At 54.8% G+C, this 13,856-nt stretch carries 18 protein-coding genes; 15 read left to right on the top strand and 3 right to left on the bottom strand.

Annotated elements, in window-relative coordinates; genetic code table 11:
- Positions 1–2 precede the first annotated feature (2 nt).
- The 3 genes from ACILP4_RS08510 to gltX all read right to left on the bottom strand — a co-directional run bounded on the left by ACILP4_RS08510 (position 3) and on the right by gltX (position 2,475).
- Entirely contained in the window at positions 3–167 is a 165-nt protein-coding gene (locus tag ACILP4_RS08510) for a hypothetical protein (protein ID WP_395620297.1), read from the bottom strand.
- Between the two features lie 110 nt (positions 168–277).
- Positions 278–967 (bottom strand): uracil-DNA glycosylase, encoded by a 690-nt coding sequence (gene ung / locus ACILP4_RS08505; RefSeq protein WP_395620296.1) that lies wholly within the window; start codon positions 965–967, stop codon positions 278–280.
- Positions 964–2,475: a glutamate--tRNA ligase gene (gene gltX / locus ACILP4_RS08500; RefSeq protein WP_395620295.1), complete on the bottom strand. Its 1,512-nt coding sequence runs from the start codon at positions 2,473–2,475 to the stop codon at positions 964–966. Before gltX ends, ung begins: the two co-directional genes overlap by 4 nt.
- Before the next feature lie 145 nt (positions 2,476–2,620).
- Here gltX and ACILP4_RS08495 point away from each other — a divergent pair, with 145 nt between their 5' ends.
- From ACILP4_RS08495 to rplP, 15 genes are all read left to right on the top strand, one after another.
- Complete coding sequence (locus ACILP4_RS08495) at positions 2,621–3,652, top strand: type III polyketide synthase (RefSeq protein ID WP_395620294.1); 1,032 nt, start codon at positions 2,621–2,623, stop codon at positions 3,650–3,652.
- Complete coding sequence (locus ACILP4_RS08490) at positions 3,649–4,170, top strand: isoprenylcysteine carboxyl methyltransferase family protein (RefSeq protein ID WP_395620293.1); 522 nt, start codon at positions 3,649–3,651, stop codon at positions 4,168–4,170. The genes ACILP4_RS08495 and ACILP4_RS08490 overlap by 4 nt, the downstream gene beginning before the upstream one ends.
- 182 nt (positions 4,171–4,352) lie before the next feature.
- On the top strand, positions 4,353–4,724 hold the full coding sequence (gene rpsL / locus ACILP4_RS08485; RefSeq protein WP_143776737.1) for a 30S ribosomal protein S12: 372 nt from the start codon (positions 4,353–4,355) through the stop codon (positions 4,722–4,724).
- A gap of 78 nt (positions 4,725–4,802) precedes the next feature.
- On the top strand, positions 4,803–5,273 hold the full coding sequence (rpsG, locus tag ACILP4_RS08480; protein ID WP_395620292.1) for a 30S ribosomal protein S7: 471 nt from the start codon (positions 4,803–4,805) through the stop codon (positions 5,271–5,273).
- Between the two features lie 45 nt (positions 5,274–5,318).
- Entirely contained in the window at positions 5,319–7,391 is a 2,073-nt protein-coding gene (fusA, locus tag ACILP4_RS08475) for an elongation factor G (RefSeq protein WP_395620291.1), read from the top strand.
- Between the two features lie 91 nt (positions 7,392–7,482).
- The gene (gene tuf, locus ACILP4_RS08470) at positions 7,483–8,673 is read left to right on the top strand and encodes an elongation factor Tu (RefSeq protein WP_125229578.1); all 1,191 of its coding nucleotides are present in this window, start codon (positions 7,483–7,485) and stop codon (positions 8,671–8,673) included.
- A gap of 147 nt (positions 8,674–8,820) precedes the next feature.
- Positions 8,821–9,132, top strand: a complete 312-nt coding sequence (rpsJ, locus tag ACILP4_RS08465) for a 30S ribosomal protein S10 (protein WP_022672862.1) — start codon at positions 8,821–8,823, stop codon at positions 9,130–9,132.
- Positions 9,133–9,346: 214 nt separating this feature from the next.
- A complete protein-coding gene (gene rplC / locus ACILP4_RS08460; protein ID WP_395620290.1) occupies positions 9,347–10,204 on the top strand; it encodes a 50S ribosomal protein L3 in 858 nt (285 codons plus the stop codon).
- A 3-nt stretch (positions 10,205–10,207) separates the two neighbouring features.
- On the top strand, positions 10,208–10,849 hold the full coding sequence (gene rplD / locus ACILP4_RS08455; RefSeq protein ID WP_296198176.1) for a 50S ribosomal protein L4: 642 nt from the start codon (positions 10,208–10,210) through the stop codon (positions 10,847–10,849).
- Positions 10,849–11,157 carry a 50S ribosomal protein L23 gene (locus ACILP4_RS08450; protein WP_296198173.1) on the top strand — a complete coding sequence of 103 codons (309 nt, stop codon included), beginning with the start codon at positions 10,849–10,851 and terminating at the stop codon, positions 11,155–11,157. Before rplD ends, ACILP4_RS08450 begins: the two co-directional genes overlap by 1 nt.
- A gap of 10 nt (positions 11,158–11,167) precedes the next feature.
- Positions 11,168–12,004 carry a 50S ribosomal protein L2 gene (gene rplB, locus ACILP4_RS08445; protein ID WP_296198170.1) on the top strand — a complete coding sequence of 279 codons (837 nt, stop codon included), beginning with the start codon at positions 11,168–11,170 and terminating at the stop codon, positions 12,002–12,004.
- 3 nt (positions 12,005–12,007) lie between these two features.
- Entirely contained in the window at positions 12,008–12,283 is a 276-nt protein-coding gene (rpsS, locus tag ACILP4_RS08440) for a 30S ribosomal protein S19 (RefSeq protein WP_295442689.1), read from the top strand.
- Positions 12,283–12,663 (top strand): 50S ribosomal protein L22, encoded by a 381-nt coding sequence (rplV, locus tag ACILP4_RS08435; RefSeq protein ID WP_295442686.1) that lies wholly within the window; start codon positions 12,283–12,285, stop codon positions 12,661–12,663. Before rpsS ends, rplV begins: the two co-directional genes overlap by 1 nt.
- Before the next feature lie 3 nt (positions 12,664–12,666).
- Entirely contained in the window at positions 12,667–13,371 is a 705-nt protein-coding gene (gene rpsC, locus ACILP4_RS08430; RefSeq protein WP_125229585.1) for a 30S ribosomal protein S3, read from the top strand.
- 16 nt (positions 13,372–13,387) lie between these two features.
- A complete protein-coding gene (gene rplP, locus ACILP4_RS08425) occupies positions 13,388–13,822 on the top strand; it encodes a 50S ribosomal protein L16 (RefSeq protein WP_295442681.1) in 435 nt (144 codons plus the stop codon).
- Positions 13,823–13,856: the final 34 nt, after the last annotated feature.

The raw sequence follows: 13,856 nt of genomic DNA, 5'->3' as shown, positions 1-13,856 counted from the left end.
CATCATAAAGTGGTGATACCGGGACCGGGACGTTCGACCATGATCAGCGGTGCACCGCAAAATACTTCACCCGTCATGCGTGCCACTCCTTGATTGCCAATCGCATTTTGTAACTTCGCTACCAAATCATCAATCGCAGGAATAGTGATTTCGAAATCGTAGCGCATCGGCCGCATGGCGTTGTCAGCTGTGTTGTGCCACCTCTGCATGGCCTTCTGGCCCGATAGAAAAATGCCAAGTTACATTTTTCAATGGTTTGAAATAAATGTGAGACTGCTCATAGAAAGCCATCGGGCAGTGCCCAATCAATCGGCGGGAACCCGTTGGTAATCAGAAATGCGTTGCATTGCGAGAAATGTTTGCAGCCCAAAAAGCCGTTATGTGCCGACAAGGGCGAGGGATGCGCCGCCTTGAGCACCAAATGGCGGTGGGCATCGACATTCGCCGCCTTTTTATGGGCATATGCGCCCCACAGCATGAAAACGATGGGCGTGGGTTGCGCGTTCACTTGCGCGATAATCGCGTCGGTAAACTGCTCCCACCCTTTTTTGCTATGCGATGCGGCCTTGGCCATTTCGACCGTGAGGACGCTATTGAGTAACAGCACGCCTTGCCGCGCCCAATGCTCCAAAAAGCCATGGCTTGGGCGGGGGAGGCCCAAGTCATTTCCTAACTCTTTGTAAATATTGGAAAGGCTCGGAGGGGGACGCACGCCGGGCGGGACGCTGAAACACAGGCCATGCGCTTGCCCCGGCCCATGATACGGGTCTTGCCCCAAAATGACGACGCGCACTTTATCTAGTGGCGTCAGCTCAAGCGCTCGAAACCATGCGCCTTGCGGCGGGTATATCGTTTTGCCTGCGGCCAGCTCGGCGTCGAGAAACCCTTGGAGCGCTAACGTTTCTTGTGTGGCAAGCACCGCTTTCAGCGGCGTCTGCCAATCCTGCGGTAGCGCGAAAGCGGTCATTCGGCCTTTGGCGGCGCGGTCAGCAAATCGGTCCAGGCCTTCGCTTCTTTAGATGTGGCAGGGCCAAGCAATTCCATCGCATGGCGCAACCGCTCGCGAATGATGTCGCGGCCAAGATGCGTGATCGCGTCGAACAGGGGCACGCCCTGCGCGCTGCCAGTGATGGCGATGTAGAATGGCCGGATGACGTCCTTCAACTTCGCGTCTAAGACTTCGGCAGTGCGGCGTAACGTGGTTTCAACGCCTTCTTTGTTCCAGTCGATCATGCCGTCAAACTGCTGCAAACCAAGGGTGTAGGCAGCGCGCTGCACATCCTGTTCCAGTTTTACACCATCGCGCAGCCGCTCTGCGGTCATGCCGTCGATCCGGTTCATAAAGAACATTGCGGTCAGGCCGCCCAAGTCCGACATTTTGGTGATCCGCGCCTGCGCCATTTCAGCGATGGGGGTGAGATAGCTGTCATTGAGCGCCCATGCTTTCACCGCATCCAAGAATTCCGAAACGCTGAGTTCTTCGCGCAAATAGCGGCCATTGAGCCAATCCAGCTTCGACGTGTCGAACACCGGCCCGCCAAGCGAGATATTGTGCACGTCGAATTCGTCGATAAGCGTCTGCAGTGAGGTTTTTTCATCTTCCTCGCTGGCCGATTTGATGAACAGACCCAAGAAGTTCTGCATCGCCTGCGGCAGATATCCTGCGCGCTGATAATATAAGATGCTGGTCGGGTTCTTACGCTTCGACAGCTTCGATTTGTCGGCATTGCGGAGCAATGGCAAATGTGTGAGCACCGGCGGTTCCCAGCCGAAATATTGGTAGAGCAGCAAATGCTTTGGCGCCGACGAAATCCATTCCTCGCCACGCATGACATGGGTGATACCCATAAGATGGTCATCAACAACATTGGCGAGATGGTAAGTCGGCAGGCCATCTGACTTCATCAACACCTGCATGTCGACAACGTCATATTCAAAGGCAATTTCGCCGCGCAGCGTGTCTTGAACAATACATGTGCCCGTTGCGGGGATTTTCATACGGACAACGTGGGAAACACCGTCGCCGTCGAGCTTGGTGATATCTTCAGCGGTCAGTGCCAAGCAGGTGCCATCATATTTTGGCGGCTGCTTTGCCGCGATTTGTGCGGCGCGGGAGGCCGCGAGCTTTTCAGGCGTACAATAGCATTTGAACGCATGGCCATCGGCCAATAATTGGTCGCAATGCGCGGTGTAAATCGCGCTGCGTTCTGACTGGCGATAGGGGCCATGCGGGCCGCCAACATCCGGTCCTTCGTCCCAGCTAAGACCCAGCCAGCGCAGTGATTCTAAGATCATTTTTTCCGATTGCGGTGTTGACCGCGCCTGATCCGTATCTTCAATCCGCAACAGAAATTCGCCTCCATGCTTTTTGGCAAAGCAATAATTGATCAGCGCAATATAGGCGGTGCCAACATGTGGGTCGCCAGTGGGGGATGGGGCAACCCTGGTGCGGACAGGACGGGTGATGGCATTCATGATAGAGACTTCTTTCAATGTCGGTTCGGCGGCCCTCTAACAAGCTGCAGGCAGCTTGTCATCTTTACGGTGCGTTGCAGGAAATTCGCCTAAGGGTAAAGTCTACCTAGCGGAAACTTGTGAACGGGCGTAGCGATTGCCGTTCATGCACCAGATTCTCCCCAGACTCATTTCGCTTGGCACCGCCGTGCCGTTGCACCGTATCACGCAAGCGGACGTTTTGGCGATTTTGGCGCAGGCCAAAGGACAGGCGCTGCCGCCGCGCATGGCCGAAATATTGGGCAACACAGGCATCTCGCAGCGCTATATTGCCATGCCGCCCGAATATTATTTTGACGCTAGAAGCTGGGCCAAGCGGGCAGGCGTTTATGAAGCTGTCGCCGCACAGATTTTTGAAGCGGCTGCCGTGCAGGCTTTGGCGCGCGCAAATTTGCAGGCCTCTGACATAGGACAGATTGTTTTTGTATCGACTACAGGAACGATGACGCCCAGCCTGCCAAGCCGGATGCTAGCAAAAATAGGCTTTGCGCCCAACACACGCTGCGTGCCTTTATTTGGATATGGATGTGCTGGCGGGGTCATTGGCCTTGGTGTTGCGGCTGATTTATATCGTGCATGCCCAGACAAACCGGTCCTGCTGGTCAGCCTTGAATTGTGCAGCATTGCCTATGACCATGCGCGCATGGACAAAAAGGATATGGTTGCGTTGGCACTTTTTGCCGATGGCTGTGCCGCTGCAATCATCGGCGCCGGGCCGGGTCCGCAATTGGACGCATTTGCCAGCCATGTCTGGCCCGATACACTCGATATGATGGGGTGGGAGATTGGCGACACGGGGTTTGATTTAGTCCTCGCGCGCGACATACCTGTTTTCGTGAACAGCCATTTTGCACCCGTGTGCGACGATTTTATCGCACAACAAGGGCTGACCAAGTCGGGCATGGCCGAACCCGCCTGCCACCCAGGCGGTGGACGCGTGGTCGATGCACTGTCCGATTATCTAGAGCACGATCTGGCCGCGACGCGTAAAGTTTTGCGCTACCATGGCAATATGAGTTCTCCGACGGTATTGTTTGTGTTGGAGGCATTGCTCTCTGCCGGACCAATTGCGAAACCAACATTATTGACTGCACTTGGGCCGGGCTTTGTTGGCGCGATAGGACTTCTCAAACCATGACATTATTCGATTGGCCAATTTGGGCGCTCATAGTGTTTGCGTATGTCATAATACAGCGACTGGCCGAACTCGCCTATGCGAATGCCAACACCCGCCGCTTACTCGCCGAAGGCGGGCGCGAGCATGGGGCGCGCCATTACCCGCTTTTTATTGTGCTCCACAGCGGTTGGTTGGCCGCAATCGCCTTGTTTGCTGGGCCCACGTCCGCGCCTGACATGCTATTGCTTAGCATCTTTATCGCGAGCCAAGCCTTCCGCTTTTGGACGTTAGCGAGCATCGGCCGATGGTGGACCACACGGATCATTAGCGCCCCCCATTTCCCGCGTGTGCGGCGCGGCCCTTACCGCTTCATCAAGCACCCCAATTATGCCTTGGTCGTTGTGGAGATTGCCGTCCTGCCACTTCTTTTCGGCGCACCTGCCATGGCGATTACCTTCTCGATCCTGAATGCCGTGCTGCTGTGGTGGCGGATCAGGATCGAAAATGACGTGCTGACGGAGCGTGGCCACACTACTTGACCCGGCAGTCAGCGGGCGCTAATGGCGCGCATTCCCGAGGTCGGAGGGGTGATTCTTTCTGGCCCATGGGAAATACTCAGAATAGCAGCACATTGTGTGATCGGCCGGGTGGGCCAAAGGCTGAGCCTCCACCGCAAAAATCGGCTGCCCATCCAAAGTAACCGCTTAATAAAGGTGAAGATATGCCAACGATTAACCAGCTGGTCCGCAAGGGCCGGACACCGCAGAAGACCAAGTCAAAGGTCCCTGCGATGGACCAAAATCCACAGAAGCGCGGCGTTTGCACCCGCGTATACACAACCACCCCGAAAAAGCCGAACTCGGCTTTGCGTAAGGTTGCGAAGATTCGCCTGACAAACCAGCGCGAAGTTATTTCCTATATCCCAGGCGAAGGCCACAACCTTCAAGAGCATAGTGTCGTGCTTATCCGTGGCGGCCGCGTACGCGACCTTCCCGGTGTGCGTTACCACGTGCTTCGCGGCGTACTCGATACGCAGGGTGTCAAGGACCGCAAGCAATCGCGTTCCAAATATGGTGCAAAGCGTCCGAAGTAATTCGAACGTCACCACTGGCTGGCCTGAATGGCGCGCATCTGCGCTGCCACTGGTCCCATGAGATAAAGGAAATAATATATGTCACGTCGTCGTCGTCCCGAAAAGCGCATCATTCTTCCCGATCCCAAATTCGGTGATATCGTGCTTTCGAAGTTCATGAATAACCTGATGCTTGACGGTAAGAAGTCAGCAGCAGAGCGTATCGTTTATGGTGCTTTGGAAACCGTTGAGGCCCGCGCCAAGAAAGACCCCATCCAGACCTTCCATGAAGCACTGGAAAACGTAAAGCCGGGCATCGAAGTGCGCAGCCGCCGTGTGGGTGGTGCGACCTATCAGGTTCCTTGTGAAGTGCGTCCAGAGCGCGCACAGGCTCTTGCAATTCGTTGGTTGATCGGCGCTGCCCGTAACCGCAGCGAAACAACCATGGCTGCCCGTTTGTCGGGTGAGTTGATGGATGCCGCGTCAAACCGTGGAAACGCCGTCAAGAAGCGTGAAGATACGCACCGTATGGCGGAAGCCAACCGTGCATTCGCACACTACCGCTGGTAATCACATTCGGGCCACTTCGGTGGCCCACACTTCGGAGTAAAGCATATGGCACGCAGCCATCCACTCAATATGTATCGCAACATCGGTATCATGGCGCATATCGACGCCGGTAAAACCACGACCACCGAGCGCATCCTTTTCTACACCGGCAAGTCGTATAAAATCGGCGAAGTTCATGATGGCGCCGCCACCATGGATTGGATGGAGCAAGAGCAAGAGCGTGGCATCACGATCACCTCGGCTGCAACGACCTGCTTCTGGAACGACCACCGCATCAACATCATTGATACGCCAGGCCACGTTGACTTCACGATTGAAGTTGAACGTTCGCTGCGCGTTCTCGATGGCGCGGTCGCTTGCTTCGACGGCGTTGCCGGCGTTGAGCCACAGTCCGAAACCGTATGGCGTCAGGCCGATAAGTACGGCGTTCCACGCATGTGCTTCATCAACAAGCTTGACCGTACCGGCGCGAACTTCAAATATTGCGTGCAATCGATCATCGATCGTCTGGGCGCAAAGCCAGCTGTTTTGTACATTCCAATCGGCCTTGAAGCGGATTTGAAGGGTCTTGTTGACCTTGTGCATAACCGCGCAATCATCTGGAAAGATGAATCGCTTGGTGCGGACTTCTTCTACGAAGATATCCCCGCTGACTTGGCTGACGAAGCTGCGAAATATCGTAGCGAATTGATCGAGCTTGCCGTTGAGCAAGACGATGTCGCTATGGAAGCATATCTTGAAGGCAATGAGCCTGACGTTGCAACGCTGAAGGCGCTGATCCGCAAGGGTACGCTGAACCAGTCATTCGTTCCTGTCTGCTGTGGTTCGGCGTTCAAGAACAAGGGCGTTCAGCCTTTGCTCGACTCGGTTGTTGATTATCTGCCTTCGCCGCTCGACATTGAAGACGTTCAAGGCGTCAAGATGGACAGCCTTGAGCCAGACAGCCGTCCGGCAGCTGACGATGCGCCGTTCTCGGCACTCGCGTTCAAGGTCATGAACGATCCATTCGTGGGTTCGCTGACCTTCATCCGAATCTATTCGGGTACGCTCGTCAAGGGCACCTATCTGAACTCGGTAAAGGACAAGAAGGAAAAGGTCGGGCGTATGCTCGAAATGCACGCCAACGAACGTAAGGACGTTGACGAAGCATTCGCAGGCGACATCATCGCGCTTGCTGGCATGAAGGAAACAACAACCGGTGACACTTTGTGCGCCGAACGTTCGCCTATCATTCTTGAGCGTATGGAATTCCCTGAGCCCGTTATCGAGCTTTCGGTTGAACCAAAGACCAAGGCTGACCAAGAAAAGATGGGCATCGCGCTCAATCGTCTGTCGGCTGAAGATCCATCGTTCCGCGTTTCGACCGATCACGAATCGGGCCAGACGATCATTAAGGGCATGGGCGAGCTACACCTCGACATCATCGTCGATCGTATGCGTCGTGAATTCAAGGTTGAAGCAAATGTCGGTGCGCCGCAGGTTGCTTACCGCGAATATCTCGCGCGCGAAGTTGACGTTGATTATACCCATAAGAAGCAGTCGGGTGGTTCAGGTCAGTTTGGCCGCATCAAGTTCACCGTAAAGCCGGGCGAGCGTGGTACGGGCATCATCTTCAAGGATGAAGTCAAGGGCGGTAACATTCCGAAGGAATATATCCCGTCGGTTGAAAAGGGCATGCGCGAAACTGCCGAATCCGGCTCACTCATCGGCTTCCCGATCATCGACTTCGAAATCACGCTGTATGACGGCGCGTACCATGATGTCGATTCGTCGGCGCTGGCGTTCGAAATCGCGGGTCGTGCCGGTATGCGCGAAGCTGCTCAAAAAGCAGGCATCAAGCTGCTTGAACCAATCATGAAGGTCGAAGTTGTATCTCCTGAAGAATATCTGGGTGATGTGATCGGCGACATGAACTCACGTCGTGGCCAAATTCAGGGCACTGACAGCCGCGGTAACGCACAGGTTGTCGAGTCCATGGTGCCTTTGGCCAACATGTTCGGCTATGTGAATCAGCTCCGCTCGTTCACGCAAGGACGTGCAAACTACTCGATGTTCTTCAATCATTATGATGAGGTGCCGTCGAACGTTGCAGCCGAAATCAAGGAGAAGCTTGCCTGATAGGCAAAAGCCGACTAATGGCGGCGCCTGATTCAGACGGCGTCGTCCCACCTGATCAAAATATTACCTAATCGAAAGAAGGTTTGAGAAAATGGCAAAAGCTAAATTTGAGCGGACGAAACCGCATTGCAACATTGGTACCATCGGTCACGTTGACCACGGCAAAACCACGCTGACTGCAGCGATCACGAAGATCATGGCAGAAACCTACGGCGGTACTGCTGTTGATTTCGCTAACATCGATAAGGCGCCTGAAGAGCGCGAGCGCGGCATCACCATTTCGACGGCGCACGTTGAATATGAAACAGCCAACCGTCACTATGCACACGTCGACTGCCCAGGCCACGCTGACTATGTTAAGAACATGATCACCGGTGCTGCCCAGATGGACGGCGCAATCCTCGTTGTGAACGCTGCTGACGGCCCTATGCCACAGACCCGCGAGCACATCCTGCTTGCACGTCAGGTTGGCGTTCCTGCCCTCGTTGTTTACATGAACAAGGTTGACCAGGTTGACGATGAAGAAATTCTCGAGCTGGTTGAAATGGAAATCCGTGAGCTTCTTTCGAAGTATGATTTCCCAGGCGACGATATTCCAATCGTTCGTGGTTCGGCACTTGCTGCACTCGAAGGCCGTGACGACAACATCGGTAAGGAATCTGTCCTTGCACTGATGGCTGCCGTTGACGAAGCTATTCCTCAGCCAGAGCGTCCAATCGACAAGCCATTCCTGATGCCAGTTGAAGACGTGTTCTCGATCTCGGGTCGTGGTACCGTTGTAACCGGCCGCGTAGAAACCGGAATCGTCAAGGTTGGCGAAGAAGTTGAAATCGTTGGTATCAAGGACACCAAGAAGACGACCGTTACCGGCGTTGAAATGTTCCGCAAGCTGCTCGACGAAGGTCGTGCAGGCGATAACATCGGTGCGCTTGTTCGTGGCGTAGGCCGTGAAGAAGTTGAGCGTGGTCAGGTTCTCTGCAAGCCAGGTTCGGTTACGCCGCACACTGAGTTTTCGGCAGAAATCTACGTTCTTTCGAAGGACGAAGGCGGCCGTCACACGCCATTCTTCGCTAACTATCGTCCACAGTTCTACTTCCGTACGACGGACGTAACCGGCGAAGTGATCCTTCCAGAGGGCACTGAAATGGTTATGCCAGGCGACAACGTAACGATCGCTGTGAAGTTGATTGCACCAATCGCTATGGATCCAGGTCTCCGCTTCGCAATTCGCGAAGGTGGACGTACTGTCGGTTCTGGGGTTGTCAGCACCATCACGAAGTAATATAGGCCGCGCATCCCGCCTGAATCCTTGATTCGGGCGGGGCGGTTTTAAGAAATTCAAAACAGCTGTTCCGGCTTCGAAAGCGTAAGTCGGAATGGCTGTTTTTCGGCTCTTTGATATTGATAGAATTTGGAAATTGGTGAACCCATGGAAACGCAAAATATCCGCATCCGTCTGAAAGCATTTGACCATCGCGTCCTTGATCAGGCGACTGGCGATATTGCCGACACAGCCCGCCGCACCGGCGCGCTTATTCGTGGACCAATTCCACTTCCTACCCGTATCGAAAAGTTCACCGTGAACCGCGGACCGCACGTCGACAAAAAGTCACGCGAGCAGTTCGAAGTTCGGACTTATAAAAGGTTGCTCGACATTGTGCAGCCCACGCCACAGACCGTAGACGCGCTCATGAAGCTCGATCTTGCTGCTGGTGTGAATGTCGAAATCAAATTGGCGTAAGCCAATATCTCTACGTAAAGTAGAGTGAGACATTAGGAATACCGCCGGGTTTACCCGGGCTGCGTTCCCCGTCTTACCAGATTGCTCATTAAGGTGAGACACTGGTGCCTAGCCCGGACGGGGCAATGCTTAAAAATTCAGGGCTGGATTTAGGCGTCACGCCCTCCTGGCAATCCTGCCAGCCGGGCCTCTGACATAAGTTGGAGTATGGATCATGCGCACTGGCGTGATCGCGAAAAAGATGGGTATGATGCGCCTCTTCAATGAAGACGGCCGTCACGTTCCTGTCACCGTATTGGCGCTGGAAGGCTGCCAAGTGGTCGGAACTCGTAACGAGGAACGCGATGGTTATTTTGCCGTCCGCCTTGGTGCAGGAGCCCGTAAAGCGAAAAATGTAAACAAACCGCAACGTGGCGAATTCGCTAAAGCACAAGTCGAGCCAAAAGCTCGCGTCGCTGAATTCCGCGTTGATAATGCTGATGGCTTGTTGCCAGTCGGTGCCACCGTTTCTGCGGACCATTTCATTGACGGCCAATTGGTCGACATTACTGGCCACACGCAGGGTAAGGGCTTTGCCGGCGCGATGAAGCGTTGGGGCTTTGGCGGTATGCGTGCATCGCATGGTGTTTCGATTACCCACCGTGCCCATGGTTCGACTGGCCAACGCCAGGATCCGGGCAAGGTTTTCAAGAACAAGAAGATGGCCGGCCACATGGGCGACCGTCAGCGTACGCAGCAGAATCTCGAAATCGTCCGCACGGACGTCGCGCGCGGTCTCATCTTCGTGAAGGGCTCTGTCCCTGGGGCGAAGAATGGCTGGTTGCTCGTTCGTGATGCGGTGAAGGTTCCTACCCCTGACGCTGCTCCATTCCCCGGTGCGTTGAAGAATGACAATGAGGCTCCAATAGCTGAAGACGTCATCATCAACACCGAAGTGGACGTTGCAGACACCCCAGCCGTCGAAGCTGAAGCGCCCTCTATTGAGGTCGCCGCTGAAGCTGCACCCGCTGTCGAAGCCGCTGCTGTTGAAGCACCTGTTGCAGACGCCGGCGAAGAAAAGAAGGAGGGCTAAACCATGAAGCTCAAGGTTCAAACCCTCGACGCCAAAGCAAAGGGCGACATCGACCTGAATGACGACGTATTTGGCATTGAGCCACGCGCCGACATTTTGCACCGTGTTGTCACCTGGCAGCGTGAGAAGGCCCGCGGTACGGCTCGTCCTACCCGTGAGCGTTCGGACGTTGCGCGCACCGGCAAGAAATTTGGTAACCAGAAGGGTGGCGGCACAGCCCGTCACGGTGACCGCGCTGCGCCGATCTTCATCGGTGGTGGTAAGGCCCATGGTGCCCGTCTGCGTGACTTTAACCCGTCGTTGAATAAGAAGATCCGTTCATTGGGTCTGAAGATGGCGCTTTCGAGCAAAGCAAAGTCGGGTTCGTTAATCGTTCTTGAAAATCTTGATCTGGCTGCTGCAAAGACTGCGGCGCTTAAGGGTCAAGTTGGCAAGCTCGGTTTCGGCAAGTCGACATTGGTTATCGATGGCGACGCCGTCAGTGACAATTTCCGTCTGGCTTCGGCTAATCTGGTCGGCATCAACGTGATGCCAGCCGTTGGCGCGAATGTTTATGACATCCTGAAGCATGACACTCTGGTTTTGACCCGTGCTGCGGTCGAGAAGCTGGAAGCACGCTTCGCCCTTACGGGAGGTGCCAACTAATGGCTAAGGATAAAGCAATCGACGTGCGTCATTATGACGTCATCGTTGCCCCGCACATCACCGAAAAAGCAACCTTGCTGTCGGAACATAACGCTGTTGTGTTCAAGGTCACGGGAAGCTCGACCAAGCCACAGATCAAGGCAGCCGTAGAGGCCTTGTTCGATGTGAAGGTCACGAACGTGAACACCCTCGTGCAAAAGGGCAAAACCAAGCGTTGGAAGGGCAAGCCCTACAAGCGCTCGGATGTCAAAAAAGCGATCGTAACTTTGGCTGAAGGCCAGAGCATCGACGTGACCACCGGTATTTAAGGGCAGGATAATGGCACTCAAAAGCTACAAACCAACTAGCCCCGCCCGTCGCGGCCTTGTGCTGGTTGACCGGTCAAGCTTGTACAAAGGCGGTCCTGTAAAGGGTCTGACCGAAGGCAAGAGCAAGACCGGCGGCCGTAACAACAAGGGCCATGTGACGTCGCGCGGTATCGGCGGCGGTCACAAGCAGAAATATCGCCTGATCGACTTCAAGCGTCGTAAATGGGATATGCCTGCAACGGTTGAGCGTCTGGAATATGACCCCAACCGTTCTGCCTTCATCGCGCTTGTAAAGTACGAAGACGGTGAATTGGCTTACATCATTGCGCCGCAGCGTCTCGCCGTTGGTGACTCGATTGTTGCGGGTGAAAAGACCGACGTTAAGCCTGGTAACGCAATGTTGCTGAGCCAGATGCCCGTCGGCACCATTTGCCACAACATCGAAATGAAGCCCGGCAAGGGCGGTCAGATCGCCCGTTCGGCAGGCACATATGTGCAACTCGTCGGTCGTGACGGTGGTCGCGTTATCGTTCGCCTGAACTCAGGTGAGCAGCGCTACATTCTCGGCACTTGCATGGGCACAGTTGGTGCGGTTTCGAACCCTGACAACTCGAACACGACACTTGCTAAGGCAGGCCGTAACCGTTGGCGCGGTATTCGCCCGCTGACGCGCGGTGTTGCTAAGAACCCAGTCGATCACCCGCATGGTGGTGGTGAGGGTCGTACCTCAGGTGGTCGTCATCCGGTTACACCTTGGGGTAAGCCAACAAAGGGTGCTCGTACCCGCAGCAACAAGTCGACCGACCGGATGATCATCCGTTCGCGGCATGCTAAGAAGAAGAGGTAACTCATGTCTCGTTCCGTCTGGAAAGGTCCGTTTGTTGACCTCTATCTGCTGAAAAAAGCAGAAACCGCTCAGGAAGCATCGAAGGCTGCGCCGATCAAGACTTGGTCGCGTCGTTCGACAATCCTGCCTCAGTTCGTTGGCCTGACGTTCAGCGTCTATAATGGCCACAAGTTCATTCCCGTCTCGGTGAATGAGGACATGGTCGGTCATAAGCTTGGTGAGTTCGCTCCAACGCGTACATATCATGGCCATGGCGCAGATAAGAAGGGCAAACGCTAATGGGTAAGGCATCCGCACCCCGTCGCGTCGCCGACAATGAAGCACTGGCAGTGGGCACAACCATCCGTGGTTCTGCTCAGAAGCTTGGTCTCGTTGCCGCGCTGATCCGTGGCAAGAAAGCCGAAGACGCGCTTAACATTCTGAAATTCTCCACCAAGGGAATGGCAGATGACGTGCGCAAGGTTCTGGCATCCGCCATCGCTAACGCCGAAAACAACCACAATCTCGACGTCGACAGCCTTGTCGTTGCCGAGGCGAGCGTTGGCAAGGCGCTGACCATGAAGCGTTTCATGGCCCGCGGCCGCGGCAAGTCGAGCCGGATCGTTAAACCATTCAGCCGTCTGCGTATCGTTGTGCGCGAACAGCAAGAAGAGGCATAAGTCATGGGTCAGAAATCAAATCCAATCGGGCTTCGCCTGCAAATCAACCGGACTTGGGATAGCCGTTGGTACGCCGAAGGTGCGGAATATGGCCGCATGCTTCTGGAAGATATCAAGATCCGCAAGTTCATCTTCGAAACACTGCCACAAGCTGCGATTTCGAAGGTCGTTATTGAGCGTCCTGCAAAGAACTGCCGCGTTTCAATCTACGCAGCACGTCCTGGTGTGATCATCGGCAAAAAGGGTGCGGACATTGAAAAGCTGAAGAAGCTGATCAACAAGTTCACCACCGCTGAAGTGTCTTTGAATATCGTTGAAATCCGCAAGCCGGAAGTTGACGCAAAGCTCGTAGCGCAAGGTATTGCTGATCAGCTGATCCGTCGTATTGCTTTCCGTCGTGCCATGAAGCGCGCGATGCAGTCAGCCATGCGTCTGGGTGCAGAAGGTATCAAGATCACCTGCGGTGGACGTTTGGGCGGTGCAGAAATTGCCCGCGTTGAATCATATCGCGAAGGTCGCGTACCTGCACATACGCTTCGTGCCAACATTGACTATGCCGAAGCCGAAGCACTGACTGCTTATGGCATCATCGGCATCAAATGCTGGATCTTCAAAGGCGAAATCTTGGGTCATGACCCAATGGCAACTGACCGGCTGATGATGGAAGCGCAGACTTCCGGCGTCCGTCCGCAGTCTGACCGCCGCTAAAGGTTAGGAACTAGACATGTTGCAACCAAAGAAAACAAAGTTCCGCAAGCAGTTCAAGGGACGTATCAAGGGCGAAGCCAAGGGCGGGTCTGACCTGAACTTCGGTTCATACGGCCTGAAGGCGTTGGAACCAGAGCGGATTACTGCACGTCAAATCGAAGCGGCCCGCCGCGCGATTACACGTCACATTCGGCGTCAGGGACGGTTGTGGATCCGCATCTTCCCAGACGTGCCCGTCACCAAAAAGCCTGCCGAAGTTCGTCAGGGTAAGGGCAAGGGTTCGGTCGAATATTGGGCAGCCAAGGTTAAGCCTGGCCGCATCATGTTTGAACTCGACGGTGTTCCTGGTCCAATCGCCGCTGTCGCATTTCAGCGTGCAGCCATGAAACTGCCAATCAAGACCAAGGTCGTGGCGCGTCTCGGCGACACCTCGCATCTGGGAGCATCATAAGATGAGCAAAACCGAAGATCTCCGCGTCAAGAGC

This window comes from Sphingorhabdus sp. (assembly GCF_044239045.1).
Classification (GTDB): Bacteria; Pseudomonadota; Alphaproteobacteria; order Sphingomonadales; family Sphingomonadaceae; genus Sphingorhabdus_B.
Note: the sequence above shows the minus strand (reverse complement) of the source record. Positions and strands in the feature narration are given on the sequence as shown.